The sequence below is a fragment of the Mesorhizobium sp. LNHC232B00 genome (assembly GCF_000502435.1).
Classification (GTDB): Bacteria; Pseudomonadota; Alphaproteobacteria; order Rhizobiales; family Rhizobiaceae; genus Mesorhizobium; species Mesorhizobium opportunistum.
This window is the reverse complement of the sequence record NZ_AYWP01000011.1, coordinates 1-25,523: the sequence shown is the minus strand read 5'-3', so window position 1 is coordinate 25,523 and position 25,523 is coordinate 1. Positions and strand designations below refer to the sequence as shown.

Below are 25,523 nucleotides of genomic sequence, written 5' to 3'. Positions count from 1 at the left end.
AGGAAGGAAGGCATGGCAAAGTCGACCAAATCCGCCAAGGCAGAGCCGAAGCTGCTTTCGGGCGGCAACCCGCAGATCGCCAAGGGTTATGGCGATGCTCCGGTGCAGGCCTATATCGCGGCCATGCCGGGCTGGAAGCGCGAGGTGGGAGAGCGCCTCGATGCGCTCATCGAGCGCGCGGTGCCCGGCGAGCACAAGGCCGTCAAATGGAACTCGCCGTTCTACGGCGTCGAAGGCGAGGGTTGGTTCCTGAGCTTTCACTGCTTCACCCGTTACATCAAGGTAGCCTTCTTCCGCGGCCTGTCGCTCGATCCGGTGCCACCGGGCGAATCCAAGAGCAAGGACACGCGCTATCTCGACATCCATGAGGATGATGCGTTCGACGAGGCCCAATTCAGCGCCTGGGTGAAGCAGGCCAGCCAATTGCCTGGCGAGCGCATGTGAGTACTCCAGGGCATTTCCGGCGAAGGTCGCCTCCAATGCCCTGTCTTTGTTGTTCTACGCAATTGCGGACGCAAAACCGCTGCACACTTTGCCGGGATTGCTCTAGCCATCGAAGCTCGGAGGAGAAACGACATGACAGACACCGAGACGCAGGACGGTAAATCTCCGTCCCAGCTGATAGACGGCAGGATCGAGGAACTCGGCGACTGGCGCGGCGAGATGCTCGGCCGGCTGCGCGCCCTGATCCGGCAAACCGATCCCCAGGTGGTCGAGACGTGGAAATGGCGCGGTGTCCCGGTGTGGGAACATGACGGCATCATCTGCACCGGCGAGACCTACAAGAGCCTCGTCAAGCTGACCTTCGCCAAGGGGGCTGCACTCCCCGATCCGGCGCGCCTGTTCAACTCCAGCCTCGAAGGCAATACACGACGTGCCATCGATTTCCAGAAAGGCGAGGAAGTGGACGAGGAGGCATTCAAGGCACTGGTGCGCGCGGCGATCGCCTTGAACAAGTCCAAGGCCACGGCCAAACGCTAGAGATTTCGATGCCGGATTGAGTCAGAGTCCGGCTCTAGCCCTTTGTTCGGACGATATTTTCCCCAAAGCCGGATGGTATCGCGTGGGGAGGGGCCGTCATCCGTCCCGCAGCCACACCAGCATCTCGCCGGGCTCGCGGTTGTCCCAGGCGAAATAGGGGATGGCGGTCAACCGCGTCTCGACGCTTGCTGGCGGCTTCGAGCGGTAGAGCCCGTCCTGCCAGCCGGCGTCGGCTTGTGCCGTGGCTGAAAGCGCCACCACGCCGCCGAGAAGCCCGGGCTGATCATGCGCCTCTATATCTGCCGTGCGCGGCAGAGCGAGGCGGTGCAGCCGGGTCTCATTGTCCGTCGCTTCGACGCAGTAGATCAGCGGTCCGCGCGACAGCGCGACGCGGCCGGCATCCTGCCTGACCTCGGGATTGGCGTAGAGCCGCTCGATCGGCATTTCGAGATCGAGCCGGACGCTGTCGCCCTTCTTCCAAACACGCCGGATCGCGGCATAACCGTCGCTGGTCACGTCAGCGAGGTCGATCGCTTCGCCATTGACCCGGAGCGCAGCACTGCTGCTCCACGCCGGGATGCGCAGGTGCAGGTTGAACTCCACCGGCGCTTGAGGCTCGAGCGTGACCTCCACGGCGCCGTCCCAGGGATAGCGGCTCGCCTGCGTCAGGCTGACAGCTACGCCACCAATGTCGAAGCGGGCGGTCGAGTCGCCGTAGAGATGAACGGCAAGTGCGTCATCCGCCAGACTGTAGAAATAGCTGCCGATCGAGGCGACCATGCGCCCGATATTGGGTGGGCAGCACGGGCAGCGGTGCCATTTCCATCTGTTGTGCCGGCCCCGGCTTTCCAGCGGATTCTCGTAGAAGAACAGCGAGCCGTCGAGCGACAGACCCGAGATCGAACCATTGTAGAGCGCGCGCTCCATCATGTCGGCATAGCGCCTGTTCGGTCCCATGCCGAGCATGCGGCTCGCCCAGAACACCAGGCCGACCGCCGCGCAGGTCTCGGCATAGGCGCTCTCGTTGGGCAGGTCGTAGTCGCTGGTGAAACCCTCATTGTGCGCCGACGGTCCAAGCCCGCCGGTGATGTAGAGGTTTTTCGTGGTGAGATCGTCCCACAACCGGTCGAGCGCCACCCGCAGCGTGTCGTCGCCATATTCGGTGGCGATATCGGCCATGCCCGAATAGAGGTACATGGCCCGCACCGCGTGGCCGACGACCTTGTCCTGCTCGCGCACCGGAATGTGCGACTGATTGTACTCGTAGGTCCTGAAATGATAGGCTTTCGGGTCGGCGCCGCGGGCGCGCGCTTCCTCGTCGAAATAATGCGGCTGCTGGCCGCGCTGGTCGATGAAGTATTTCGCCAGCTCCATATATTTTTGCTCGCCCGTCACCCGCGCCAGCTTGACCAGGGCCAGCTCGATCTCCTCATGGCCGCAATAGCCCTTTTTCTTGCCGGGCTCGGGTCCGAGCACCGAGGCGATGTGGTCGGCATAGCGGCACATGATGTCGAGCAGCTTGCGCTTGCCCGTCGCCTGGTAGTAGGCAACCGCACCCTCGATCAGGTGCCCGGCGCAATAGAGTTCGTGGCAGTCGCGCAGGTTTGTCCAGCGCTTGCCGGGCTGGATGCGTTGGTACCAGCTGGAGAGATAGCCGTCCTCTTGCTGGAGCTTGCCATACATATCGATGACGGCGTCGATCTTCTTCTCCAGCTCTGGGTTCTTGCGCCGGTAAAGCGAATAGGCAGCGGTCTCGATCGTCTTGCCGAGATCGGAATCCCAAAACATCTGCGTGGTGACCGTCGAACCGGTGAACTCGGCGCCCTGGCGGTCCGCTTCGTCGGGCGAGGGCGAATGGAACGGAATCACGACGCCGGGCGAGGGGCGGTCCGGGTCGATCTGCTCCAGCATGCGGGCTTCGACGCAGCGCTCGTAGAGGATCTCGGCGGTGCGCTTTGCCACCGCGTCGGCGCGATCGCCCCAGAAGCCGTGCACGTCGACCTGCGGCACCGGCAGCGGACGGAAGGCGAGCTTCGGGTTTCCGGTTTTTACGGATGGCGATGCGGTCATGAACTTACTCCATTACTCTTTCGATTGTTCGACGGCCCCGGCCGTCAGGCGACTATTTGACGGCCCCGGCCATCAGGCCGCGGATGTAGAAGCGTTGCAGAGCGAGGAAGAGGATCAGGCAGGGCACCATCATCACGGTAACGCCCGCCTGCACGGCGCCCCAGTCGATGGCGCCGAAGCGGCCCGACTGAAGCGCGGTCATCATCACCGGCAGCGTGAATTTGGACTGGTCGGTCATCAGCACGAGGGCTGCGAGGAACTCGTTCCAGGCGCCGAGAAAGGCAAACAGCGCGATGGTGACGACGCCCGGCCAGACCAGCGGCAGCATCACCTTGACCAGCATGGTGGCGTTGCCGGCGCCATCCATGCGCGCGGCCTCCTCGATCTCGCGCGGCACCGCGTCGAAGGCGTTGCGCATCATGAAGATCGAGAACGGCAGTTGCAGCGTCACATAGACGCCGACCAGCCCGGTCAGCGTGTTGTGCAGGCCAAGCTTGGTCAGCACCAGGAAGATCGGCGTCAGGATCGACTGGAACGGGATCATGATCGTCGACAGGATGAGGACGAAAAACAGGTCCTTGAACGGAAAGCGGAAGCGCGAGAAGCCGTAGCCGGCCAGCACGCTGACGATGACCGACAGTAGGACGGTCATTACCGAGACGTAGATGCTGTTTTGCGCCGAAGCCCACAGGCCGTCGCCGAAGGAGTTGAGCGTGGCGTAGTTTTCGAGCGAGAAGCCCGTGGTCGGCCATGGCGGCAGCGGCGGCAGGCGTGCTTCGGCGGCCGGCTTGAAGGCCGACAGCATGGTCCAGACGATCGGCGCCACGAACAGCACCGAGGCGACGATGCCGGTGGAGTGCCTGGCCAAGCGGGCGGCGAGCTTGCCTCGGGCTGATATTGCCTGCGCCATCAGTCGAGCCCTTCCGGCTTGCGCAGCAGCCAGAGCTGGATGAGGCTGAGCGCCACCAGGATCACCAGCAGCACCATCGAAAGTGCGGCGCCATAGCCGAGCTTGAACGAGACGAAGGACTGGTTGAAGATCCAGTAGACCGCCGTCAGAGTCTGGTTGCGCGGGCCGCCGCGCAGGATGATGTAGAACTGGTCGAAGGCGAGGATCGAGCCGGCGACCGACAGGATCAGCGCCAGCGCCAGCGTGCGGCGCATCAGCGGCAGGGTGATCGCGCGGAAGCGGGCGAACGGCCCGGCGCCGTCGATGACGGCCGCCTCTTGCAGATCCTGCGGGATCGACTGCAGGCCGGTCATCAGGATGATCATGGTGAAGCCGGCGACCTTCCACACGACCATGGCGATGATCGACCAGAAGGCCGGCTGGAAGGTGGCCAGAAGGTTGAACTTCTTGTCGATCAGGCCGAGATCGTAGGCGGCGGGGCTGAACAGGCCGGAATCGACATTGAGCAGCCACGACCAGAGCAGGCTCGCCGAGGCGAAGCCGACGACCGCCGGCATGAAGAAGGCGGTGCGGTAGAGGTTGGTCAGCGGCCGCGGTTTCTCGATGAAGATCGCCAGCGGAAAAGCAATGGCGAAGATCGCGATGGTGACGATGACGGTGTAGTAGCCGGTGAATTTGAGCGCGTTCCAGAACCTGGTGTCGCGCAGGATCGCGAAATAGTTGTCGAGGCCGATGAAGGAGTGCTCGCCCATCAACGGCCAGTTGTGCAGCGACATCCACGCCGTCATGCCGAGCGGGATGACGAAGAACACCATCACCAACGCCACGGCCGGCGCGACATAGACGAGGCCAATCCATTGCCGGCGCCCGGCGCCGACCAGTTTTCGGGCGCGGGACGGGGCGGTGGTGGTTGTGGCGATGGTGGTCATGGCTGTTCCTTGGCGCTTCGTCCCCCTCCCCCTCGAGGGGAGGGTCCGGCCGAAGGCCGGGGGTGGGGTCCTCTCCGCAACGCGCCGACGAAAAAGACCGTCGAGCACTGCCGAGACGACCCCACCCGGACCTGCGGTCCGACCTCCCCTCGAGGGGGAGGTGGGGTTGGCGCTTACTTCTGCGGCGCCTGATCGATGATCGACTGCATGGTCTCCTGGGCGTTGGCGATCGCGCCGTCGACGTCGTCGCCGAAGAAGACCTCGTTGATCATCTGCGTCCACGGGCCGTTGGCGGAGTTGATCAAGTCGTTGAACACCACCGAATAGGGCGTCTTGCCCTTGGCCATGGCCTCGGCGGCGATCTGGTAGCGCGGATCGAGGTCCTTGAGCGCGTCCTTGGCGATGTCGCCGCGCACCGGCAGGCTGCCATATTTCGCCAGGATGGTCTGGCCTTCCAGCGAATAGGCGAAGTCCAGGAATTCCTTCACCACGGCGAGCTTCGTGGTGCCCTTGGTGACGACGAAATTGTCGCCACCGGCAAAGGACGACCAGCCGCCATCCTTGCCCGGCAGGAAGGTGACGCCGTAATCGACATTGGGATACTGGGTGTTGAGCGCGCCGATGGCGAAGGCCCCGGACGGCGAGATGCCGATATTGCCGGCTGCAAACGCCGCGAAGAAGTTGGCGCCGGTATCGGTCTGCGCGCCGGCCGGCACCAGATCCTTCTTGACCATCGAGCGGTAGAGATCGATGGCGCCGCGCAGTTGCGGGCTGTCGAGTGTCGCCTTCGAGCCGTCGGCGGAGAGGATGTCGCCGCCGGAGGCCCAGATCAGCGGCGTGAAGGTGAAGATGTTGCAGCCGCCGCAATTGCCGGAGAAGTAGAAGCCTTTGATGTTGCCGCCGAGCGCGTTGACCTTTTCGGCGTCGGCGGCGATCTCGGCCCAGTTGGCCGGGCCCTTTTCAGGATCGAGCCCGGCCTGCTTGAACAGCTTCTTGTTCCAGATCAGCACCGATGCGTCGGCCGAGAACGGCAGGCCGTAAATATGGTCCTTGTAGGTGCCGGTCTTCACATGCGCCGGCGACAGGCTGGAGAAATAGGGCAGGGACTTGGCCCAGTCGGTGATGTCCTCCAACTGGCCGGCCGCGGCGAAGGAGGGCGTATAGATCAGGTCGAGCGACAGCGCGTCGGGCGCCGTGCCGCCGGCGGCGGCCGCACCGTATTTCGGGATGATCTCGGCATTGGGAATGATGTCGAGCTTGACCTGGTCCTTGTGCGCCTTGTTGAAGGCGTCGACGATCCTCGGCATGAAATTCGAGCCGTCGGCGCGCACCCAGATGTTGGCCGTTTCAGCGGCGGCAGTGCCGAGGCCTCCGCCCAGAACGGCAGCGGCCAGGGCCAGTTTGGCAATCAGGTTCCTCATGTTCTCCTCCTCCAGGGTTGGCCGCTGTCCGCGGCTTGGCGCCGCTCGCGCGGCGCTTCGTTTTCAGCCGTCCATCGGACGGCCGCAGGAATGCCGCACCACCAACCGGCACGGCAGTTTTCGAATGCCTGGCGCGGCGGCTGTGCCGCCGACCAGTGAAAGCAGGGTCAGCCCGGCCTCGCGGCCGAGCGCGGTCAGGTTCATGTCGACCGAAGTCAGCGGCGGCCGCGTCGCTTCCGCCACGATCTCCCAATTGTCGAAGCCGATCACCCCGACATCATTGGGCACGTCGAGGCCGCGCTCGCGCAACGCATCGATGACGCCGCGCGCGATCTGGTCGTTGCCGCAAAAGACGGCGTCCGGCCTGTCGCTTTTGCCGTCGAACAGCAGCGCCACCGCTTGGTGCCCCCAGGCTTCCGACCAGGAGCCGAGCAGCGGTTCGGTGACCGGCAGACCGTTTTCGGCCAGCACGTCGCGAAAGGCCTGGGCGCGGGCGTGGACCACGGCAAAGCTCGCCGGTCCGCTGACATGGACGATGCGTCGGCGGCCGAGCCGGCAAAAATGCTCGACGGCCAGCCGCGCGCCGCCGGCGTCGTCGGAAACGAAGGCGACGGCGTCGGGATCGGGCTGGGTGAAGGCATAGATCACCGGCACGCGCAGGTTGGAAAGATCGATCGGCAGATGGCGGTCGATGCGCTTGCCGGTGGCGATGATGCCGTCGACGCGCTTGTCGAGCATGGCGTCCACATGCATCTGGCCGAGCCGCGGATCCTCCTCGACATTGCACAGGAACACCGAGACGCCCTTGTCGACCAGCGCGTCCGAAATGCCTGACATCAGCGGCAGCGAGAAGCGGCCATAAGTATCGTTGGTGAGCAGGCCGACGGTGAAGCTGCGGCGCCGTAGCAGGCTCTGCGCCAGGCTGTTGGGGCGGAAGCCGAGGCTGCGCGCCGTCTCGCGGATGCGCTCGCGGGTCTCGGTGGTCATGCGCCCCTGGTCATTGAGCGCCTTCGATGCGGTGGCGACGCTGACGCCGGCCTGCGCGGCCACGTCACGCAAGGTGACGGGCTTTGGAAAGACCGGAACAGGCTGATCGTCCGATGGCATCGCGCCGAAAATCCTTAGCTTGAGAAAAGGTTTTCTCTTACAAGTGGAAACAGAGCCCGGTCGATGGCCGAGCTTGATCGGAAATGTTTGGAAAAACCTTTTCTCAAGCCAAGGCTAGGCCAGATTGGGTGAGCGTTCAAGGGGGAAAAGTGGTGGGGATTAAGCCAAGCGCTTCGAATTATCCTTCGCCAAGTTGGCGGCGACGATCCGCATCTTCAAGGCCGAGCCCGGCGTGAAGGGTCGCAGCGCCGCCGCTTGAGCGTCAACCGCGGTTCCGGCTAGCATCATTGTTCCATCGGTGCTGTAGCGCCTATTCTTGATTTGGCATGCGGGCGCTGGCGAAAAGAGTGCTATGGAGGTCACGCGAGCATCCTTGCTGCCGATTTTTCCCTGACATTCGAGGCCATCTTCGTGCGTGAACCATCGCTGCTGCCGGTCTTTGGGAAACAGGGCGTCAAGGCGCCCGCCGCCGGGGCGGCGGTGCGAGCCCGGCCGGCGGGTATCGTGCCTCGACTGCGCGAGGTCCTGGTCACGCATGGCGGCATGGCGTTGAAGCTGTCGGTCATCGCCTGGACGGTAATGATCCTGGCGGCCGTATTTTTCTTGATGAAGGGTTGAGGCTCGACAGAGCGGCCGGGCCGAAAGACGGGATGCCAGATGGCAAATCGCTACGCACTGCGCATGGAGCTTCCCCAGAGCTGGACCATCATCGATGTCTTCACCGGCCAGCCCGCCGTGGTGCGGCAAAGAGTGATGGTGGGCATGAGCCCGCGCGATGCCGAGGACATGGTGGTGCAGATGAATGTCCGCGACGTCAAACGCCGAGAGAGGGCGGAACGAAAGGGCTGATTCCTAAATCGCGTCGTGCTGAAGCGGATTCATGCGAATTGCTTTAGGTCTTTGTTTTCATGTCGTTTCCCCAAACCCCAGGTACTTTTGGGCGACATGCATTGGCCGTCAGTGCAACTGCAATGCGGGGAGCAGAACGCAAGCCCTGATCCGGTTCACCGCATTCGGAAGCAGGTCTCAGCCGAAATCGTCCGATGTCAACACATACATGCTCTTGCGTGTGCGGTCGTAGGCCTTCGACGCCACATCGCGAATGACGCTGCTTTCGGTGTCGAAGGTGGCGAGATAGCCGGCTTCGGTGGCGCTGGTTCGCGGCTGGATCTTGGTCATCGCGTCGGCGGCGACGGAAAAGGAAATCTGGAACATGCCGTCATGGCCGACGAAGCGGATCCGCTTGCCGGCTTCGTCATAGCTGCGGCTGCGATTGGGAAAGGTCAGGCTCATGTTCTTGCCTCCTTTGTTTTGGCGCCATTCCCAAGGGAAAGCGCTTCGCACTTTTCCTGGAATTGCTTAGGCTTTCTTCACAGCCCGCTTCTTCTTCGGCGTCGGGTTCAGGGCTTCCGCGACGCGGTCGGCCTCTTCCTTGGCCAGGCGCAATTGCCTCAGCCTTGCCGTCTTGATCTCCCTGGCCCTTGCTTCGGACATGTACTCGGCGGTGGCCTTGTTGCGCTCCGCCGTCTTCTTCTGCTTGTCGACAAAGCGGGCTTCAGCTTTTTCCATGATCGTCTGATTGCCGTCGGCCATTGTGGAAATCTCCTTGTGCCCTGAAATCGTGAGAGTGAACTTGTCCGATAAATAGGCACTCGACCGGCAAAATTCAATTTTTTGAATTATTTGACTGGGTTTGGGTACCACGAAACCAGGTGCCGAAATAATACTTTTCAATATTTAATTTTGGTCGCGAATAATTTTGGCACTCCTATCTATCGAGTGCCAAAGCGCCTATAGGATGGGTGCGGCCGCCTAAGCCGGCCCCAGAAAGAAGTTCTCATGAAGTTTCGGCCACTCCACGATCGCGTCGTCATCCGGCGCGCCGAAGGCGATATCAAATCCAAGGGCGGCATCATCATCCCCGACACTGCCAAGGAAAAGCCGCAGGAAGGCGAAGTCATCGCTGTCGGCCCCGGCGCACGCGACGAAAACGGCGCGCTTGTGCCGCTCGACGTCAAGGCCGGCGACCTCATCCTGTTCGGCAAATGGTCGGGCACCGAGGTCAAGATCGACGGCGAGGACCTTCTGATCATGAAGGAAGCCGACATCATGGGCGTCATCGACAAGAGCGAGACTGGCGTCATCGACAAGAGCGAGACGGCCGTCACCGACAAACCTGCGGCCAAGAAGGCCGCCTGACCCGGCAGACACCGAGCTTCGGCGGCTCGGTGGCGAACGGGTCCACTCACACGAACGGGATTGAAAAAATGTCTGCCAAGGAAATCAAATTCGCCACCGACGCGCGCGACCGCATGCTGCGCGGCGTCGAGCTCCTCAACAACGCCGTCAAGGTGACTCTCGGTCCCAAGGGCCGCAATGTCGTCATCGACAAGGCCTATGGCGCGCCGCGCATCACCAAGGACGGCGTCACCGTTGCCAAGGAAATCGAGCTTGCCGACAAGTTCGAGAACATGGGCGCGCAGATGGTGCGCGAAGTGGCCTCGAAGACCAATGACCTCGCCGGCGACGGCACCACCACGGCAACCGTGCTGGCCGCCTCGATCCTGCGCGAAGGCGCCAAGCTGGTCGCCGCCGGCATGAACCCGATGGACTTGAAGCGCGGCATCGACCAGGCCGTCGCCGCCGTCGTCGTGGAAATCAAGGCCAAGGCCAAGAAGGTCAAGTCGTCGGCCGAGATCGCCCAGGTCGGCACCATCGCCGCCAATGGCGATGCCAGCGTCGGCGCCATGATCGCCAAGGCGATGGACAAGGTCGGCAATGACGGCGTCATCACCGTCGAGGAAGCCAAGACCGCCGAAACCGAGCTCGACGTCGTCGAGGGCATGCAGTTCGATCGCGGCTATCTCTCACCCTATTTCGTCACCAATGCCGACAAGATGCGTGTCGAGCTGGAAGAGCCCTATGTGCTCATCCACGAGAAGAAGCTCGGCAATCTGCAGGCGATGCTGCCGATCCTCGAAGCCGTGGTGCAGAGCGGCAGGCCGTTGCTTATCATCTCCGAGGACGTCGAAGGCGAGGCGCTTGCCACGCTGGTCGTCAACAAGCTGCGCGGCGGCCTCAAGGTCGCGGCCGTCAAGGCGCCGGGCTTCGGCGACCGCCGCAAGGCGATGCTGGAAGACATAGCGGTGCTGACGGCAGGCCAGATGATCTCCGAGGATCTCGGCATCAAGCTTGAAAACGTCACCATCGAGATGCTCGGCCGCGCCAAGCGCGTGCTGATCGAGAAGGACACCACCACGATCGTCGACGGCGCCGGCACCAAGGCGACCATCCAGGCGCGCGTTGCCCAGATCAGGGGCCAGATCGAGGAGACGACGTCCGACTACGACAAGGAAAAGCTGCAGGAGCGGCTGGCCAAGCTGTCAGGCGGCGTTGCCGTCATCCGCGTCGGCGGCGTCACCGAGTCGGAAGTGAAGGAAAAGAAGGATCGCATCGACGACGCGCTGAACGCAACGCGCGCGGCGGTCGAGGAAGGCATCGTGCCCGGCGGCGGCGTGGCTCTGCTGCGCGCCAAATCGGCGCTAACAGGCCTGAACGGCGCCAATGCCGATGTCACCGCCGGCATCTCGATCGTTCTGCGGGCGCTCGAAGCGCCGATCCGCCAGATCGCCGAGAATTCCGGCGTCGAAGGCTCGATCGTGGTCGGCAAGCTCGCCGACAGCAAGGACCACAATCAGGGCTTCGACGCCCAGAACGAGACCTATGTGGACATGATCAAGGCCGGCATCGTCGACCCGGCGAAGGTCGTACGCACCGCACTGCAGGACGCCGGGTCGATCGCGGCCCTGCTGATCACCGCCGAAGCGATGATCACCGACGTTCCGCCGAAGGATGCGGCACCGGCGGGCGGCGGCTACTAGGATTCAGACGGCCTGCGACGCCAACGATTGGCGAAAGCGGCGACAACATCGTCCCTCTCCCCGTCACCATACGGGGAGAGGACACCGGCAGGCAGGTGAGGGGCGGCGCCAACGCTCCACAAGGAGAATGCGACCTTTCCATATCCAGTCCTTCGCTGCGGTAACGGGCCTGTTGCGAGCGTCGCGTTGCCCCTCATCTGGCTGCCGCCATCTTCTCCTCGTGAACGGGGAGAAGGACGCTCGTATTGAAGCTGCTACTTCCCACTCAACCGCAGCACCAGCGCCTTCATGCAGCCCGGCGGCAAGATCGAGCCACACGTCCGCGATGATTGCGGCGGCGATCCTGATCTTGCGGCTTTCGCGGGGGATGGAATTCACGCTAATATGGCCCGGTGGTCGTTTGGTGCAGCTTGCCGGAAACGGAACCGCGATTCTCAGCTCGGAGACAAGCCATGTTTGCCGCCAAGGCCATCGACACCTCGGACAAGGCCGCGTTCTACCGCGACCTTGCCACGCAACTGAAGGCGCTGCTCGACGGCGAGGGTGACTCGATCGCCAATGCCGCCAACACCTCGGCGCTGATCTTCCAGATGGTGCCCGACCTCAATTGGGCCGGCTTCTATTTCCTGGCATCGGACGAGGAGATGGTGCTCGGCCCGTTCCAGGGCAAGCCGGCCTGCGTGCGCATCGCCGTCGGCAAGGGCGTGTGCGGAACCGCGGTCGAACTCGGCACCTCGATGCTGATCAAGGACGTCCACGATTTCCCCGGCCACATCGCCTGCGACGCCGATTCGCGCTCGGAACTGGTCGTGCTCCTGGAAGACGACAACGGCGTCTTCGGTGTGCTCGATCTCGACAGCCCGCTGCCCGGCCGCTTCGACAAGGCCGACCAGGCTGGCATCGAAGCGCTGGCCGCGATCTATGTCGCGGCAAGTTCGTTCGAGGACTAATCAGCCTACAAACTTCACCAGCGTCAGGCTGAAGCCGCCGATGAACAGGAAGGCCGAGAAGGCGAGGGCCAGCGGGCGCAGGCCGCGCGAGCGCAGCTGCGAAATGTCGGCCTGCAGGCCCATGGCTGCCAGCCCCATGGTCAGCATGATGGTGGTGGCGAGCGCCATCGCCGCCTTCACTTCGGCGGGGATCGCGACAAGGCTGTTCAGCGCCACCACGGCGACGAAGGCGGCGACGAACCACGGCATGGGCGGCCGCGTCCCGGATTGGTCGCTTGATTGGTCGCGGCTGCCGCGGCGGGCCATCAGGCCGAGCGCGATGACCATCGGCGCCAGCATGGCGACACGGGTGAGCTTGGCGACGGTGGCGATCTCACCGGACTGGGTGCCGTTCTGGAAGCCGGCGCCGATGACCTGCGCCACCTCATGGATCGAGGCCCCTGCCCACAGGCCGAAAGCGTGCTGGTCGAGGCCGAGCACGGGAGCCAGCAGCGGAAAGCCGAGCATAGCCACGGTGCCGAACAGCGTGATCGAGGCGACGGCGTAGGTGACATCCTCGTCGCGCGCATCGGTGACGATGTTGGTGGCGACGATGGCCGAGGCACCGCAGATCGAGGTGCCGGCGGCGATCAGCTGCGCCAGCTTGGCGTCGACGCCGATCAGGCGGCCGAGCGTGATGGTGAAGACGAAGGTGGCGCCTAGGGTCAGCGCGACGATGCCGACGCCGCCAGCGCCGATCGAGACGACCTGGCCGAGCGTCAGCTGGAAGCCGAGCAGCACGATGGCGAAGCGCAACAGGCGTTTTTGCGAGAAGGCGATGCCGGCCTTGGCATGGGCGGGCGTGCCGAGCACATTGGAATAGACCATGCCGGCGACGACGGCGAGGATCATCGGGCTGAACAAGGCGAAGCCGGAGACATTGCGGGCCGAGAAGGCGACGGCGGTGATCATCGTCACCAGCACGATGCCGGGGATGATGCCATTCCACGCCGAATCGAGGCGCTTGCGACTTGCCGCCAGATCGGCGGAAATCGTGCTTTTCGGAATATCGTTCGTAGCGCGGGCGGTGGAAGACAATGCAATTCTCCAGGCGGGTGCCTCAGGAGAATGCCATTCCTAAAACGATCTTTCCAACGAATTATTTTCGTTAGAATGATCGATTCTGACGAACGATTGCCGACTCCGCGCCGAAATCGTTCCGTTCAAGGAGCGAAGACGCCTACAACTGCGCTTCGATGGCCGCTTTGTCGATGACCGACCAGACATGCCTGATCTTGCCGTCGAGAAACTCGTAGAAGACGTTCTCGCTGAAAGAGACTTTCCGACCATTGACGGGGAGGCCGAGAAAACTTCCCTTCGGCTTGCAGTTGAATTGCAGCCGGCTGGCTATGAAAGGCGTATCGGAGATCAGCAGTTGGATGTCGAAATAAAGGTCCGGAATTTCCCGGAAATCACGTTCCAGCATGTCACGGTATCCTGTCAGCCCGACCCGGTCGCCATTGTAGTGCACCTCGCCGTGCACGAAGCGTTCGAGGTCCTGCCAGTCCTGGGCATTGAGGCAGGCGATGTAGCCACGATAGGTGTCGGCAAGGTCGATATCTGTCACGGGCGGTCGCTCCCTTTCGTCGTGGAGAGGATAGGGATCAGATAGGACAGCCCCGGGAGCGGTCCAGCTTTAGCGCAATTCCCAAGGGAAACCGTTTCACACTGTTCCTGGAATTGCCCTGGCGTCGATACCGGAGCCAGCGTTCCGTCACCACGGGGGATAAGGGCCCCGCAGGCCGAGGAGAGCGCCTTGATGTTTCCCGACAAGTTGGCCCTGGCTTGACAGCGCCGCGCCACTTGCGCCAGCTTGGCGCCATGCTCATTTCCGCCCCCGTCAGCATCCAACGACGCCGCCGCAGTTCAGTGCGGAGCGGCAGGCTGACTGCGCGACGACAAGACCCGGCAGGATAGATCCGGTTCGTTCGTTTCCAGCCCCGCCCGCGACACCCGCCGGCGGGGTTTTCCATGTCTGGAGCCCTGTCATGACCATCAAGTCCTCCATCCGGTTCCGGCCGGCCGAACCCGCCGACGCCGCCGCGATCCGGGATATCGTTCGATCAGCCTATGGCAAATGGGTGCCGGTGATCGGCCGCGAGCCGCTGCCGATGCGCGCCGACTATGAGAAGGCCGTTGCCGAGCATCCGTTCGACTTGGCCATCGAGGAGGGCCGCATTGTCGGGATGATCGAAACCATGCTTGCCGGCGACCATTTGTGGATCGAGAATGTCTGCGTCGCGCCGGAGGCGCAGGGCAGGGGGATCGGGCGGCTGCTGCTGGAAGGGGCCGAGCGGAAGGCGATCGAAGCAGGCCGTCCGGAGCTGCGCCTGCTGACCAACGGCGCTTTCGAGGCCAATGTGTCGCTGTATAAATGGCACGGCTATACGATCGACAGGGAGGAGCCGTTCATGGGCGGCTTGACGGTCTATATGAGCAAGAAATTGACACGATAGCGGGCAAGCGGAGGAATGGATACGACGATGGCTGCCAGGATCAAATTGAAGCAACTTCCAGGGCTGTACGCGATTTCACGGCTCGGGGCGAGCGACAGCATTCCCGGCTGGGCGGACGGGCCGGGCTTCGTCAGCATCACCAGGACCGATGACGAGCTCTCGATCACTTGCCTGCAGGATCGCGTTCCAGGCACGGTCAAGCACGACGGCGACTGGGTCGCCTTCAAATTGCAGGGGCCGTTTGCTTTCGACGAAACCGGCATCGTGTTGTCGGTCATCCGGCCGCTGTCGGAAAACGGGCTGGGCATCTTCTTGGTGTCCACCTTCGACGGCGATCATCTGCTGGTGAAAGCGGCGGACCGGGATGCGGCGAGACAGCGTCTGGTTGAGGCAGGACACACGCTGCTGTAGTTCATCCATGCCATCGAAAACGGCTGGGTTCGCTGGCCCAACGCGTCTGGCTCAATCACTGGCGTGCTGGCTCAACCACTTCGGGGGTTGCGTTTGACAGCGGCGTTTGCGCATCGTTATCTCTAGCCATATATCACGGCCGAAACGGCCACGCGACGCGCCCCCAGGAGAAATCATGTCACACAATCTGCAGTTCTATATCGATGGCGCGTGGGTCGATCCTGTTGTGGCCAACACACTCGATGTCATCGATCCGTCGACCGAGGATGCCTTCGCGCAGATATCGCTCGGCACCAAGGCCGATGTCGACAAGGCGGTGGCCGCGGCCAAGCGCGCCTTCAACACATTCGGCTTCACCTCGGTGGAGGAGCGCCTCGACATCCTGAACCGCGTCATCGCGGTCTACAAGAAGCGCAGTTCCGACCTGGCGCTCGCCGTGTCGCGCGAGATGGGCGCGCCGCGCCAGTTCGCGCTCGACAGCCAGGTGGGCGTCGGCCTCGCGCATCTGACGAAGATGGCCGAAGTGCTGAAATCGTTCGAGTTTCGCCACGTCAAGGGTTCCTCGCTGATCGTCAAGGAGCCGATCGGCGTCGTCGGCCTGATCACGCCGTGGAACTGGCCGCTGAACCAGATCACCTGCAAGGTGGGCCCGGCGCTCGCCTCCGGCTGCACCATGGTGCTGAAGCCATCGGAGATCGCGCCGATCGATGCCATCATCTTCGCCGAGATCCTCGACGAGGCCGGCGTACCGAAGGGCGTCTTCAACCTCGTCAACGGCGACGGCCCCGGGGTCGGCCAGGCGCTGTCCAGTCATCCCGACATCGACATGATGTCGTTCACCGGTTCGACGCGGGCCGGCATCCTGGTGGCCAAGGCGGCCGCCGACATGGTCAAGCGCGTGCATCAGGAGCTTGGCGGCAAGTCGGCCAACATCCTGTTCCCCGATGTCGACCTCGCCACCGCTGTCAGCAAGGGCGTCGCCGGCTGCTTCAGCAACAGCGGCCAGTCCTGCAATGCGCCGACGCGCATGTTCGTGCCGCGCGACCGTCACGACGAGGCGGCGGGCTACGCCAAGGCGGCGGCGGAAAAGTTCACCGTCGGCCCGGCAGACGCCGGCACCAAGCTTGGCCCTGTCGTCAGCCAGGTTCAGTTCGACAAGATCCAGGACCTGATCCAGGCCGGCATCGACGAGGGTGCGACGCTGGTCGCCGGCGGCCCCGGCCGCCCCGCCGAACTCAACCGCGGCTATTACATCAGGCCGACCGTGTTCGCCGACGTCACCCACGACATGCGCATCGCGCGCGAGGAGATATTCGGGCCGGTGCTGGCGATCATGCCCTACGACACGGTCGAGCAGGCGGTCGAGCAGGCCAACGACACGGTCTACGGGCTCGCCTCCTACATCCAGGCCAAGGACATCCAGAAGGCCCGCGACGTGGCTGCACGCATGCGCTCCGGCAACGTCTATATCAACTATCCGACCTGGGACGCCGGCCTGCCCTTTGGCGGCTACAAGCAGTCGGGCAACGGCCGCGAGTATGCCGAGTATGGGCTTGAGGATTTTCTGGAGATCAAGGGTATCGCCGGGTATGAGGCAGCGGAGTAGGTACGACACTGGCGCCGACCTTGCAGGAGTTCCTCGCCCCCACGGAGTGGGGGAGAGGTGGCCGCGAAGCGGTCGGAGAGGGGGCTGCGGCGCTGATGAGGTCGCGCTGAATTCTTCCAGGGCTGCGCCATCCCCCGCTCCGTCTCGGCTTCGCCAAGTCACCTCTCCCCCATTTCACGGGGGCTTGGAACGCTAGCTCCGTACTTGCCAATTGGCAAATACATGCTATATCTCTGCCAATAGCAAGGGTGAGCAAAATGCAACTTCAGTCCATCGTCGCCACGCCGGCCACGGTCGGCAGCGCCATTTCGGAGGAAGAGGCCGGTGCGCTGGCGCGCACCACGGTCAATCTGTTCAAGGCGTGGAACCTCACAGATCTCGAGGCCTGCATCCTGCTTGGCGGCATGTCGGCGCGGACCTGGGCACGCTGGAAGGAAGGCGGCATCGGCCGGATCGACCGCGACCTCCGCACCCGCATGGCGCATCTAATGGGCATCCACAAGGGCCTGCGCTATCTCTTCACCGAGCCGGCGCGCGGTTATGCCTGGATCCGCAAGCCCAATGCCACCTTCGGCGGCCAGTCGGCGCTCGACCTGATGCTGCGTGGCGAAATTTCCGATCTTGCGGCCATGCGTGAATGGCTCGATGCGGAGCGTGGTGCATGGTGAATGGGCTCGCGGTCCGGCGCCGCGTCCACTGGCACCAGACTTTTCGCATCATCCGCTCCATCCATCCGCCGATCGACCTCTTCGAGGACATTGCCGACCCGCGCGACTGGGAGGCGCTGGCCGCCGTCGAGGAGAAGACCAATCCGCGAATCCGGCTCGAACTCGGCGACCTCGGCAAGGTGCCTGCCGCGAGGCGAGTGTCCGGCCCCGGCGCCAGTTTCGTGATGGCGCCCTTCGTACATTGTTCGACGCTGCGGCCCGGCCGTTTTTCCGATGGCAGCTACGGCATCTATTATGCCGGCGACAGGGAGGACGTGGCGCTGGCCGAAACCATCCACCACCACCAGAATTTTATGCGCGCCACCAGTGAGGATCCGGGCTGGACGGCGGATTTCCGCGTGCTGATCGGCAGCGTCGATCGCGACCTCCACGACGTCAACGCCGTGCCCGGCGTGCTCGACCCCAACGACTACACCGCCTCGCAAGCGGAGGGGCGGGCGCTGCGGGCCCAAGGCAGCGACGGGCTGGTGTGGAACAGCGTGCGCATGGCGGACGGGCAATGCATCGGCATCTTCTGGCCCGATGTCATCCCCGTCCCGGTGCAGGGCCGGCACTACTCCTACCATTGGGACGGCAAGCGCGTGGATTTCGTGCGCCAGCACGATACGGGCAAGGTGCTGTCGGTCACATGATGGGAGCGCGTCCCTCAACGGGCGACGGAAACACCCGGCGGCGCTACTGAGGTTTCCGGCCGTGACCTGAGAGCAACGTTCTCCGATCGCCCGCAAAATTGGCATGGATTACCTGCCATATCGCCTCTACCCGATCTATATATCGGTTGAGATCGATGCGAGGTGAAGATGGACCACGACATCATATTGAAGGCGTTGGCGCATCCGTTTCGACGGGATGTCCTTACGTGGCTGAAGGAGCCTGAACTGCACTTCGCCGCGCAGGCACATCCGCTCGAGATGGGCGTCTGCGCCAGCCAATTCGACCACCGCGGCCTGGCTCAGTCCAGTGTTTCGGCACATCTGGCGACGCTGGCGTCCGCCGACCTCGTTACGACGCGGCGGGTCGGCCAATGGGTGTTCTACAAGCGCAACGAAGAAACCATCGCCGCCTTCCAGGCTGCCTTGTCCGATCTCTGACGATCCTCCCCATTCCCCCAAAATGCATGAAAGGCATTTCTCATGGCTACCCTCTTTGATCCCTTGCGGGCCGGTGACCTGACGCTGGCGAACCGCATCGTCATGGCGCCGCTGACGCGCAATCGCTCACCCAATGCGGTACCCGGCGACCTGTCGGTCACCTACTACGGCCAGCGCGCCACGGCGGGGCTGATCGTGACGGAGGCCACCGCCATCAGCCATCAGGGCCAAGGCTATGCCGACGTGCCCGGCCTCTACGGGGCGGATCAGCTTGCCGGCTGGAAGCGTGTCACGGACGCGGTTCATAAAGGTGGCGGCAAGATCGTGGTCCAGCTCTGGCATGTCGGACGCATCTCGCACAATTCGTTGCAGCCTGACGGCGGCAAGCCGGTGGCGCCATCGGCGATCAGGGCAAAATCCAAGACGTTCCTGGTCAAGCCGGATGGCAGCGGCGAGTTCGTCGAGACTTCCGAACCGCGCGCGCTCGACGCGGCCGAAATCCCCGGCATCGTCGATGATTTCCGCCGCGCCGCCAAGGCGGCGATCGAGGTGGCCGGTTTCGACGGCGTCGAGATCCATGGCGCCAATGGATATCTCATCGACCAGTTCCTGCGCTCGGGCACCAACCATCGCACCGACGATTATGGCGGCTCCATCGAAAACCGGGCGCGCCTCCTGTTTGAGGTGGTCGACGCGGTCACGGGCGCGGTCGGCGCCGGCAGGACCGGGATCAGGCTGTCGCCGGTAACGCCCGCCAACGACGCTTCGGATGCCGATCCGCAGCCTCTGTTCAACCATGTTGCGGCGGGCCTGGGCAGCCGGGGCCTCGCCTATGTCCACATCGTCGAAGGCGCGACCGGCGGCGCGCGCGACTTCAGCCAGGGCGACAGGCCGTTCGATTACGAAGACCTCAAGGCCTCCTACCGCAAGGCCGGCGGCACCGGTGCCTGGCTGGTGAACAATGGCTATGACAAGGAATTGGCCGAAAAGGCTGTCGGGGACGGCTACGCCGACCTTGTCGCGTTCGGCAAGCTGTTCATCGCCAATCCCGACCTCGTCAGCCGCCTGAAGCGGAATGCCGAACTGAACGCGCCGGACAAAGCGACGTTCTATGGCGGCGACGCCAGGGGCTATACGGATTACCCGTCGGCGGCCTGAGCCCAGACGTTTGCCCTTTCGCCCGCGGCGGAAGGGCAGCTGGTCGCCTGACGCGACGATCCGGACCGAATTTCGGTCCGAACGGCCATCGCATTCCAAGCCCAACAGTCCTCAGTGCCTGAGAATCTTGCTCAGGAAGGCACGGCTGCGGTCGGTCTTGGGCTGCGAGAAGAACTCATCGGGCGTGCCGCTTTCGACGATGGCGCCGGCATCCATGAACACCACGCGCTGGGCGACCTTGCGGGCAAAGCCCATCTCGTGCGTCACCACCATCATGGTCATGCCTTCCTCGGCGACCGCCACCATGACGTCGAGCACTTCCGAAATCATCTCGGGGTCGAGTGCCGAGGTCGGCTCGTCGAACAGCATGATCTTGGGCCGCATGCCGAGGCAGCGCGCGATCGCCACGCGCTGCTGCTGCCCGCCGGAGAGCTGCGCCGGATAAGCGTTGATCTTATCGGCGAGCCCCACCTTGGCCAGCAATTCGCGCCCGGCATGCTCGGCCTCGGCGCGCGGGATCTTGCGGACATGGATGGGTGCGAGCGTGACATTTTCGAGCGCGGTCTTGTGCGGGTAGAGGTTGAACGACTGGAAGACGAAGCCGATCTCGGTGCGCAGCTGCGTCATGTTGGTGGCGCGGTCGCCAAGGCGCTGGCCGTCGACGACGAGATCGCCGTCCTTGATCGTCTCCAGCCCGTTGATGCAACGGATCAGCGTGCTCTTGCCGGAGCCGCTCGGTCCGCAGACGACGACCACTTCGCGCGGCTCGACGCTCAGCGTGATATCCCTGAGCACGTTGAGCGAGCCGAACCATTTGTTGACGCCGCGAAAGTCGATCATGCCCGTTTTGTTGAGACCCGCATTGGTCATGTCTGTTGGCCCTTTGGGGTTCGATGTCACAGCTGCACCTCGCCATGGGCCGCGCCCATGCGGCGTTCGAGCCGGCGAGCCAGCATGATCAGCGGATAGCAGACGATGAAATAGCCGACGCCGACAAGGAAGAACACCAGGAGACCGTTGGGCACGCGCTGCACCACCAGCCAGCCGACGCGGGTGAGGTCGGTCAGGCCGATGGCCGAGACGACCGAAGAATCCTTGATCAGCAGTACATATTGCCCGACCAGCGGCGGCAGCACGATACGCATCGCCTGCGGCAGCACCACCTGGCGCATGCGCTGCCAGCCCGACAGGCCGGATGCAAGGGCTGCCTCGACCTGGCCTGTCGGCACGGACCGGATGCCGGCGACGACGATCTCACAGATGAAGCAGGCGGCCAGATTGGTCAGCGCGATGATGCCGGCGGTGAAGGCGTCGAGCTCGACGCCGAATTCCGGTAGGATGAAGAAGATCAGGAATATCTGCACCAGGAACGGCGTGCCGCGGATCAGGTCGACCCAGGCGCCGATGACGCCGGCGATCAGCCGGTTGCCGCCGGTGCGCAAGATGCCGAGGCCGAAGCCAAGCACGGTGCCGAGCACCAGGCTGATCAGCGACAGCACGACGGTCATGCCGAGGCCGCGCAAGGCGAGGGGATACGAGCCGGCGAGGCTGAGGAACTGTTGCCAGATCATGCCCGCGCCCCTGCTGTGCCGAGCCAGCGGCTGGACAGAACGGCCAGTCCTTTCAAGCAGTAGTAGAGCAGCAGGTAGAAGGCGGCGATGGTGAGGAAACCCTCGGCCGGCATGAAGCGGTCGGAAGCGAGCAACTGGCCGGCGCGCGTCAGCTCGGCGACCGAGATCAGCGACAGCAGAGCGGAATCCTTGACCAGCACGATCGCCTGCCCGAGCAGCGGCGGGATCGTCACCTTGAACGCTTGCGGCAGCACGACCAGGCGCATGCGCTGGACGTAGATCATGCCCGAGGCGACGCTGGCTTCGACCTGGCCGCGCGGGATCGACAGGATGCCGGCGCGAATGATTTCAGCGACATAGGCGCCGCTGTTCAGTGACAAAGCGAGGATGCCAACGACCAGCTCGGGCAGCACGAAGCCGAGCCGGGGCAGGCCGAAATAGAGGAAATAGAGCTGTGCCAGCAACGGCGTGGCGCGCACGGCGTCGATATAGGCCTTGGCCGGAACCCGAAACAGCCAGCCGCGCTGCAGGCCCATGGCGCACAGCACGATGCCGACGATCAGCGCGCCGACGAAGGACAGCGCCGACAGCCAGACGGTCGTGACCAGGCCCTGCCCGAACAGGGGCAGATATTCGACGATGGTGCGGAAACTGAAATTTTCGAGCATGGGCGTGAACAGTGAGTAGGGAGTAGTGAGTAGGCAGTAGCGAGTAGCGAAGCGTATCCGGAATGGTCGATTCTCCATTCACCGGTCACTATTCCCTACTCACCACTCCCCTACTCACTAATTTCTCAGTGATCCTTCTTCCAGGCGTCGGAATTGACCCAGTAGTCGAGGTTCTTCTGCAAGCGGCCGTCGATGGTGACCTGGTTGAGGAACAGGTTCATCCAGATCAAAAGGTCCGGCTCGTCGTAGCGAGTGGCGAAGGCAAGCGGCTCTTTCGACAACGGATCGGGCATGATGGTGAAGGTGCCGGCCGGGTAGGCGGTCGACTGGCCCTTGACCGCCGAGACGTCGTTGACGCCGCAGTCGGCCTGGCCGTTGTTGACGGCGTCGAGCAGCAGCGGACCGCCGCCCTTGTAGCTCTTGATGTCGGCATCGGGGAAGGCGGCCTTGGCTTCCTTCTCGCCGGTCGCGCCGAGCAGCACGGCGATCTTGGTGCCCTTGGCCTTGCAGTCCTCGGTGGTCTTGAATTTGCTGTCGGCCTTGGTGAAGACGGTGCTGCCTGTGTACATATAAGGCGTGGTGAAGGCGACCTTCATGCCGCGCGCCAGCGTCGGCGTCATGTCGGCGACCAAGAGATCGGCCTTGCCCGACAAGAGCGCGGGGATCAGGCCATCCCAGTCGAAGTCGAGGAAGGTGATTTTCACACCCATTTCCTTGGCCATCAGTTCGGCAAGTTCGACCGAACTGCCGGTGCGCTCGCCATTGGCGCCGACCAGCGAGAAGGGCGGTCCCTGGGTCTGCACGGCAACGCGCAGTTCGCCGCGCTTGGTGATGTCGTCGAGCGCGCCGGCACTGGCGGCCGTGGTGAGGCCGGCGAGTGCGAGTCCGGCGATGAAAAGTCTGGCAATCTTCATTTGGCATTCCTCCTTGTTTTATTGTTCCACGTTGTTGTTTCACCCTTCGGGGTGCTTTTTTGAGCGGCAGCGCCGTTGCCGGCGGCGGCCACCGTTCGCAAATCTCTCTCCTCAGTCCCGGGCCACCGTCTCGGAAACCGTGATGCCACGCCGGGCCAGTTCCTCGAAGAAGCTGATGTCCGGCACGTCGAGCAGCGGGTTGAGCAGGCCGGGCTTGGTGATCTCGCCGCGCGCCAGCATCTGCGCTACGATGCTGGCGGGATAGCCGACGCCCAGGCTCATGCCGAACAGGCCCGAAGCCAGGTCTCGCTCGATGATCAGGTCCGAAGTGACCGTCTTGGCGCGGCCGCCCTCGAGGCCGGAAAAGACATTGCGCATCACGCACAGGTCCTTTTCGCTGGGGCCATATTGCAATTGCGGGCCGAGCAGCCGGCCGAGGAATTCGCGCGGACTGGCGCCCGTACCGGGCACCTTTTCTTCCGAGAGGAAGCCGAGTTCCTTCAGCGGTGCCCAGAAGGCCGACCATCCCGGCCAGCGCAGCGTATAGCGTCCGGAGCGGCGCAGCCCTTTTGCCGCGGGAAGCATCTCGACGTAATGCAGCGCATCGCCGTTGGGGAAGGCTTCCAGCATGCCGAGGCCCGCGACCTCGATCTCATGGATGAAAGGATTGTGGTGCTGCTGGCCGGCCGGGACCGCGACGCGTTGCCCGTCCTCGACCATCACGCTGTCGCGGTTCTGGCTGACCAGAACCATGTCGAAATTCCAGCTCACCTTGTAGCAAAGCGGCTTGGCCATCGCCTTCGGCTCGGGGATGCCGCCGCAATAGGAATCGATCGCGGTGATCGCGTCGAACTGGCGCGCGGCGCGCGCGTAGAGCACGAGATCGATGCCGGGGTCGAGTCCGCATTCGGTCATGATTGCCACACCGGCCTGTTCGGCGGCCTGCGCCAGGTCGGCGATCGCCTTGCCGTAATTGGTGGTGACCAGCGGCGTGCGGGTTGCGATCGCGGCTTGCACCGCCTCGCGCATCAGTGGTTGCGGCAACAGGTCGATGACGGCGTCGACATCGGCCAGTACAGTGGTCAGGGCCGGGCCGATCGCGCCCTCGGGTACGACGAAGCGCACGCGGGAAAGATCGGCCAGGCCGTCAAGCCGGGCCGGGCCGTCCGGTGCTGTATCGACGCAAACCACTTCCTCGACACCACTGGCGACGAGATCGGCAATGGCCGCCCGGCCTTGTAGCCCGAGGCCTCCGAGAACCGCGATCTTCATGCCGGCTCCTTGCGATCGTCCGACCAGCAGCCTTCCGGCAGGCTGACCCATTTGTTGCAGGACGCCATGACGACGAACGTCTCGCTGCGCACGACTTCACCCGGCTCGCCCGCGCCCGGGATCAGTTCGCTGGTGACGCGATAGAGATCGGCGACGTCACCGGCCACCGTCACGTCGACGATGATATCGAAGCGCCCGGTGACCACCGAGGCCGAATTGACGAAGGGCAGTTCCGAAATGCGCTGCGCCAGTTCTCGGGCACGGCCGCGGCCCTGGGCATTGATACCGACAATGGCCGAGATCAACTCGGGGCGCTCGGTAAGGTTCAAGAGCCCGACAATCTTGAGCAGGTTGCGGTCGAGCAGGTTGCGCAGCCGCGAGCGCACCGTCGGCACCGAAATCGCCAACATCTCGGCGAGGCGGTTGATGCCCGGCTGCGCATCCTGCGACAGCTGCTTGACCAGCCGCCGGTCGGTCAGATCGAGATGTTCCCGCAAAGCCCCGTCTTTCATAAACAGAAAGAAAATCGGCAATTATTTTGCCTATATGCAAATAGGCTACGTCACAGACTTTTGAAAAGCAAGGTGTTGTTTAGCGTGGACGGCAACAGCGCACCGCTCCGCGCGCGGTTGCCACCGCCGGCGTTCCGTTGTCAGGCTCAGGCCAAGGCCGCGGCAAGCAGCTTTGCCTGCGGCGTTAGCTCGTCGAAGCTGCGGGCGCAGAGATTGAGCTGGCGTGTTGCCCAGTCGTCGGTCAGCCGTAGGCTGCGCAGCGTGCGGGCGGAGCGGCGCGCGGCACTTTCCGGAACGACGGCAATGCCGGCGCCCTGGGCGACCAGCCGGCAGACACTGTCGAGGCCGGGCACGCGGATGCGGAAGTGCAGATGGCCGCCAAGGCGGGCGGCCTGACGGGTGATGTGCTCCTGCAAGGGATGGCCGGCGCTCAGGCCGACAAAGGCTTCGCCGAGCAGGTCGCCGAGGCTGGCGGTGTGGCCCTTGAGGCCGGGCCAGTCTCGCGCGGCGATCACCACGAGCCTGTCGATGAAGAACGGCTTCTGCTCCAGATGCGAGAGGCCGGCCCAGGTCGCGGCGATGCCGAGATCGGCGGCACCACTTGCCACCGCCTCTGCGATCTCGTGGCTGGGGCGCTCGTCGAGGTCGATGTCGATGCCGGGATGCGCGACGAGGAAGGCCGGCAGCATGTCGCGCAGCAGCTCGCTGGTGGCGGCCGTGTTGGCCATCAGCCGCACGCGGGCACGCAAGCCCGTGGCATAGGCGCCGAGGTCGCCGGCCATCGCCTCGATCTGGTTCTGCACCGCGCGCGCATGGTGCAGCAGCGCCTGTCCGGCGGCCGTCGGCAC

Annotated in this window: 30 protein-coding genes; 14 read left to right on the top strand and 16 right to left on the bottom strand. The window is 63.8% G+C overall.

The annotated features are described in order from the left end of the window. The first annotated feature begins 12 nt into the window (after positions 1 to 12). Both X743_RS153210 and X743_RS153215 read left to right on the top strand, forming a co-directional pair. The gene (locus X743_RS153210; RefSeq protein ID WP_023766184.1) at positions 13 to 444 is read left to right on the top strand and encodes a DUF1801 domain-containing protein; all 432 of its coding nucleotides are present in this window, start codon (positions 13 to 15) and stop codon (positions 442 to 444) included. A 132-nt stretch (positions 445 to 576) separates the two neighbouring features. Further along, positions 577 to 981 (top strand): DUF1801 domain-containing protein, encoded by a 405-nt coding sequence (locus tag X743_RS153215; protein WP_023766183.1) that lies wholly within the window; start codon positions 577 to 579, stop codon positions 979 to 981. A 96-nt stretch (positions 982 to 1,077) separates the two neighbouring features. On the opposite strand, the gene X743_RS153220 is transcribed toward X743_RS153215, so the two are convergent. The 5 genes from X743_RS153220 to X743_RS153240 all read right to left on the bottom strand — a co-directional run bounded on the left by X743_RS153220 (position 1,078) and on the right by X743_RS153240 (position 7,418). Further along, positions 1,078 to 3,051: a glycoside hydrolase family 127 protein gene (locus tag X743_RS153220; protein WP_023766182.1), complete on the bottom strand. Its 1,974-nt coding sequence runs from the start codon at positions 3,049 to 3,051 to the stop codon at positions 1,078 to 1,080. Positions 3,052 to 3,103: 52 nt separating this feature from the next. Then, the gene (locus X743_RS153225; RefSeq protein WP_023766181.1) at positions 3,104 to 3,961 is read right to left on the bottom strand and encodes a carbohydrate ABC transporter permease; all 858 of its coding nucleotides are present in this window, start codon (positions 3,959 to 3,961) and stop codon (positions 3,104 to 3,106) included. Beyond that, entirely contained in the window at positions 3,961 to 4,890 is a 930-nt protein-coding gene (locus X743_RS153230) for a sugar ABC transporter permease (RefSeq protein WP_023766180.1), read from the bottom strand. The genes X743_RS153225 and X743_RS153230 overlap by 1 nt, the downstream gene beginning before the upstream one ends. Before the next feature lie 173 nt (positions 4,891 to 5,063). Continuing rightward, a complete protein-coding gene (locus tag X743_RS153235) occupies positions 5,064 to 6,311 on the bottom strand; it encodes a sugar ABC transporter substrate-binding protein (RefSeq protein WP_013894235.1) in 1,248 nt (415 codons plus the stop codon). Positions 6,312 to 6,374: 63 nt separating this feature from the next. Continuing rightward, positions 6,375 to 7,418, bottom strand: a complete 1,044-nt coding sequence (locus tag X743_RS153240; RefSeq protein ID WP_023766179.1) for a LacI family DNA-binding transcriptional regulator — start codon at positions 7,416 to 7,418, stop codon at positions 6,375 to 6,377. A gap of 411 nt (positions 7,419 to 7,829) precedes the next feature. Here X743_RS153240 and X743_RS0136070 point away from each other — a divergent pair, with 411 nt between their 5' ends. Together X743_RS0136070 and X743_RS153245 are read left to right on the top strand one after the other, a co-directional pair. Beyond that, a complete protein-coding gene (locus X743_RS0136070; protein ID WP_031257781.1) occupies positions 7,830 to 8,036 on the top strand; it encodes a hypothetical protein in 207 nt (68 codons plus the stop codon). A 39-nt stretch (positions 8,037 to 8,075) separates the two neighbouring features. Beyond that, positions 8,076 to 8,267, top strand: coding sequence for a hypothetical protein (locus X743_RS153245; protein ID WP_023766176.1), 192 nt, complete (start codon positions 8,076 to 8,078; stop codon positions 8,265 to 8,267). A gap of 177 nt (positions 8,268 to 8,444) precedes the next feature. On the opposite strand, the gene X743_RS153250 is transcribed toward X743_RS153245, so the two are convergent. Beyond that, positions 8,445 to 8,711 carry a DUF1488 domain-containing protein gene (locus X743_RS153250; RefSeq protein ID WP_023766175.1) on the bottom strand — a complete coding sequence of 89 codons (267 nt, stop codon included), beginning with the start codon at positions 8,709 to 8,711 and terminating at the stop codon, positions 8,445 to 8,447. Positions 8,712 to 8,777: 66 nt separating this feature from the next. Then, positions 8,778 to 9,011: a hypothetical protein gene (locus X743_RS153255; RefSeq protein ID WP_013894241.1), complete on the bottom strand. Its 234-nt coding sequence runs from the start codon at positions 9,009 to 9,011 to the stop codon at positions 8,778 to 8,780. Between the two features lie 246 nt (positions 9,012 to 9,257). Between X743_RS153255 and X743_RS153260 the strand changes: the two genes are divergently transcribed. The 3 genes from X743_RS153260 to X743_RS153270 all read left to right on the top strand — a co-directional run bounded on the left by X743_RS153260 (position 9,258) and on the right by X743_RS153270 (position 12,249). Continuing rightward, entirely contained in the window at positions 9,258 to 9,617 is a 360-nt protein-coding gene (locus X743_RS153260; protein ID WP_023766174.1) for a co-chaperone GroES, read from the top strand. Between the two features lie 68 nt (positions 9,618 to 9,685). Beyond that, positions 9,686 to 11,299 (top strand): chaperonin GroEL, encoded by a 1,614-nt coding sequence (groL, locus tag X743_RS153265; RefSeq protein ID WP_023766173.1) that lies wholly within the window; start codon positions 9,686 to 9,688, stop codon positions 11,297 to 11,299. Positions 11,300 to 11,751: 452 nt separating this feature from the next. Continuing rightward, on the top strand, positions 11,752 to 12,249 hold the full coding sequence (locus tag X743_RS153270) for a GAF domain-containing protein (RefSeq protein ID WP_023766172.1): 498 nt from the start codon (positions 11,752 to 11,754) through the stop codon (positions 12,247 to 12,249). On the opposite strand, the gene X743_RS153275 is transcribed toward X743_RS153270, so the two are convergent. After that, a complete protein-coding gene (locus tag X743_RS153275) occupies positions 12,250 to 13,326 on the bottom strand; it encodes a YeiH family protein (protein ID WP_023766171.1) in 1,077 nt (358 codons plus the stop codon). Positions 13,327 to 13,468: 142 nt separating this feature from the next. Continuing rightward, positions 13,469 to 13,855 (bottom strand): ester cyclase, encoded by a 387-nt coding sequence (locus X743_RS153280; RefSeq protein ID WP_023766170.1) that lies wholly within the window; start codon positions 13,853 to 13,855, stop codon positions 13,469 to 13,471. 421 nt (positions 13,856 to 14,276) lie between these two features. Between X743_RS153280 and X743_RS153285 the strand changes: the two genes are divergently transcribed. The 7 genes from X743_RS153285 (at position 14,277) to X743_RS153315 (ending at position 19,738) form a co-directional block, all read left to right on the top strand. After that, positions 14,277 to 14,744, top strand: coding sequence for a GNAT family N-acetyltransferase (locus tag X743_RS153285; protein ID WP_023766169.1), 468 nt, complete (start codon positions 14,277 to 14,279; stop codon positions 14,742 to 14,744). A gap of 27 nt (positions 14,745 to 14,771) precedes the next feature. Further along, positions 14,772 to 15,155 carry an ACT domain-containing protein gene (locus tag X743_RS153290; RefSeq protein ID WP_031257779.1) on the top strand — a complete coding sequence of 128 codons (384 nt, stop codon included), beginning with the start codon at positions 14,772 to 14,774 and terminating at the stop codon, positions 15,153 to 15,155. Positions 15,156 to 15,330: 175 nt separating this feature from the next. Further along, complete coding sequence (locus X743_RS153295) at positions 15,331 to 16,761, top strand: aldehyde dehydrogenase family protein (protein ID WP_023766167.1); 1,431 nt, start codon at positions 15,331 to 15,333, stop codon at positions 16,759 to 16,761. 257 nt (positions 16,762 to 17,018) lie between these two features. Further along, positions 17,019 to 17,429: an MbcA/ParS/Xre antitoxin family protein gene (locus X743_RS153300; RefSeq protein ID WP_013894255.1), complete on the top strand. Its 411-nt coding sequence runs from the start codon at positions 17,019 to 17,021 to the stop codon at positions 17,427 to 17,429. Further along, positions 17,423 to 18,121, top strand: a complete 699-nt coding sequence (locus X743_RS153305; RefSeq protein WP_023766166.1) for an RES family NAD+ phosphorylase — start codon at positions 17,423 to 17,425, stop codon at positions 18,119 to 18,121. Before X743_RS153300 ends, X743_RS153305 begins: the two co-directional genes overlap by 7 nt. A gap of 168 nt (positions 18,122 to 18,289) precedes the next feature. Further along, complete coding sequence (locus X743_RS153310) at positions 18,290 to 18,580, top strand: metalloregulator ArsR/SmtB family transcription factor (protein ID WP_023766165.1); 291 nt, start codon at positions 18,290 to 18,292, stop codon at positions 18,578 to 18,580. 42 nt (positions 18,581 to 18,622) lie between these two features. Then, entirely contained in the window at positions 18,623 to 19,738 is a 1,116-nt protein-coding gene (locus X743_RS153315) for an alkene reductase (RefSeq protein WP_023766164.1), read from the top strand. Positions 19,739 to 19,849: 111 nt separating this feature from the next. Here the strand turns inward: X743_RS153315 and X743_RS153320 are convergent, their stop codons facing one another. The 7 genes from X743_RS153320 to X743_RS153350 form a co-directional block, all read right to left on the bottom strand. Further along, positions 19,850 to 20,608, bottom strand: a complete 759-nt coding sequence (locus X743_RS153320; protein ID WP_023766163.1) for an amino acid ABC transporter ATP-binding protein — start codon at positions 20,606 to 20,608, stop codon at positions 19,850 to 19,852. Positions 20,609 to 20,634: 26 nt separating this feature from the next. Next, positions 20,635 to 21,309 carry an amino acid ABC transporter permease gene (locus X743_RS153325; protein ID WP_023766162.1) on the bottom strand — a complete coding sequence of 225 codons (675 nt, stop codon included), beginning with the start codon at positions 21,307 to 21,309 and terminating at the stop codon, positions 20,635 to 20,637. Further along, a complete protein-coding gene (locus X743_RS153330; protein ID WP_023766161.1) occupies positions 21,306 to 21,977 on the bottom strand; it encodes an amino acid ABC transporter permease in 672 nt (223 codons plus the stop codon). The genes X743_RS153325 and X743_RS153330 overlap by 4 nt, the downstream gene beginning before the upstream one ends. Positions 21,978 to 22,102: 125 nt before the next feature. After that, positions 22,103 to 22,891, bottom strand: coding sequence for an ABC transporter substrate-binding protein (locus X743_RS153335; protein ID WP_023766160.1), 789 nt, complete (start codon positions 22,889 to 22,891; stop codon positions 22,103 to 22,105). A 111-nt stretch (positions 22,892 to 23,002) separates the two neighbouring features. Beyond that, positions 23,003 to 24,163, bottom strand: coding sequence for a saccharopine dehydrogenase family protein (locus tag X743_RS153340; protein WP_023766159.1), 1,161 nt, complete (start codon positions 24,161 to 24,163; stop codon positions 23,003 to 23,005). Continuing rightward, positions 24,160 to 24,660, bottom strand: coding sequence for an Lrp/AsnC family transcriptional regulator (locus tag X743_RS153345; protein ID WP_027044322.1), 501 nt, complete (start codon positions 24,658 to 24,660; stop codon positions 24,160 to 24,162). Before X743_RS153345 ends, X743_RS153340 begins: the two co-directional genes overlap by 4 nt. Positions 24,661 to 24,821: 161 nt before the next feature. Continuing rightward, positions 24,822 to 25,523, bottom strand: a 702-nt coding sequence (locus X743_RS153350; protein ID WP_023766157.1) for a LysR substrate-binding domain-containing protein, incomplete at its 5' end; no start/stop codon positions are given.

Excerpts from the sequence above, each read along its gene's own strand:
- X743_RS153210 (WP_023766184.1), top strand. The coding sequence starts at position 13 with ATGGCAAAGTCGACCAAATCCGCCAAGGCAGAGCCGAAGCTGCTTTCG.
- X743_RS153215 (WP_023766183.1), top strand. The coding sequence starts at position 577 with ATGACAGACACCGAGACGCAGGACGGTAAATCTCCGTCCCAGCTGATA.
- X743_RS153220 (WP_023766182.1), bottom strand. The coding sequence starts at position 3,051 with ATGACCGCATCGCCATCCGTAAAAACCGGAAACCCGAAGCTCGCCTTC.
- X743_RS153225 (WP_023766181.1), bottom strand. The coding sequence starts at position 3,961 with ATGGCGCAGGCAATATCAGCCCGAGGCAAGCTCGCCGCCCGCTTGGCC.
- X743_RS153230 (WP_023766180.1), bottom strand. The coding sequence starts at position 4,890 with ATGACCACCATCGCCACAACCACCACCGCCCCGTCCCGCGCCCGAAAA.
- X743_RS153235 (WP_013894235.1), bottom strand. The coding sequence starts at position 6,311 with ATGAGGAACCTGATTGCCAAACTGGCCCTGGCCGCTGCCGTTCTGGGC.
- X743_RS153240 (WP_023766179.1), bottom strand. The coding sequence starts at position 7,418 with ATGCCATCGGACGATCAGCCTGTTCCGGTCTTTCCAAAGCCCGTCACC.
- X743_RS153245 (WP_023766176.1), top strand. The coding sequence starts at position 8,076 with ATGGCAAATCGCTACGCACTGCGCATGGAGCTTCCCCAGAGCTGGACC.
- X743_RS153250 (WP_023766175.1), bottom strand. The coding sequence starts at position 8,711 with ATGAGCCTGACCTTTCCCAATCGCAGCCGCAGCTATGACGAAGCCGGC.
- X743_RS153255 (WP_013894241.1), bottom strand. The coding sequence starts at position 9,011 with ATGGCCGACGGCAATCAGACGATCATGGAAAAAGCTGAAGCCCGCTTT.
- X743_RS153260 (WP_023766174.1), top strand. The coding sequence starts at position 9,258 with ATGAAGTTTCGGCCACTCCACGATCGCGTCGTCATCCGGCGCGCCGAA.
- groL (WP_023766173.1), top strand. The coding sequence starts at position 9,686 with ATGTCTGCCAAGGAAATCAAATTCGCCACCGACGCGCGCGACCGCATG.
- X743_RS153270 (WP_023766172.1), top strand. The coding sequence starts at position 11,752 with ATGTTTGCCGCCAAGGCCATCGACACCTCGGACAAGGCCGCGTTCTAC.
- X743_RS153285 (WP_023766169.1), top strand. The coding sequence starts at position 14,277 with ATGACCATCAAGTCCTCCATCCGGTTCCGGCCGGCCGAACCCGCCGAC.
- X743_RS153290 (WP_031257779.1), top strand. The coding sequence starts at position 14,772 with ATGGCTGCCAGGATCAAATTGAAGCAACTTCCAGGGCTGTACGCGATT.
- X743_RS153295 (WP_023766167.1), top strand. The coding sequence starts at position 15,331 with ATGTCACACAATCTGCAGTTCTATATCGATGGCGCGTGGGTCGATCCT.
- X743_RS153300 (WP_013894255.1), top strand. The coding sequence starts at position 17,019 with ATGCAACTTCAGTCCATCGTCGCCACGCCGGCCACGGTCGGCAGCGCC.
- X743_RS153305 (WP_023766166.1), top strand. The coding sequence starts at position 17,423 with ATGGTGAATGGGCTCGCGGTCCGGCGCCGCGTCCACTGGCACCAGACT.
- X743_RS153310 (WP_023766165.1), top strand. The coding sequence starts at position 18,290 with ATGGACCACGACATCATATTGAAGGCGTTGGCGCATCCGTTTCGACGG.
- X743_RS153315 (WP_023766164.1), top strand. The coding sequence starts at position 18,623 with ATGGCTACCCTCTTTGATCCCTTGCGGGCCGGTGACCTGACGCTGGCG.
- X743_RS153320 (WP_023766163.1), bottom strand. The coding sequence starts at position 20,608 with ATGACCAATGCGGGTCTCAACAAAACGGGCATGATCGACTTTCGCGGC.
- X743_RS153325 (WP_023766162.1), bottom strand. The coding sequence starts at position 21,309 with ATGATCTGGCAACAGTTCCTCAGCCTCGCCGGCTCGTATCCCCTCGCC.
- X743_RS153330 (WP_023766161.1), bottom strand. The coding sequence starts at position 21,977 with ATGCTCGAAAATTTCAGTTTCCGCACCATCGTCGAATATCTGCCCCTG.
- X743_RS153335 (WP_023766160.1), bottom strand. The coding sequence starts at position 22,891 with ATGAAGATTGCCAGACTTTTCATCGCCGGACTCGCACTCGCCGGCCTC.
- X743_RS153340 (WP_023766159.1), bottom strand. The coding sequence starts at position 24,163 with ATGAAGATCGCGGTTCTCGGAGGCCTCGGGCTACAAGGCCGGGCGGCC.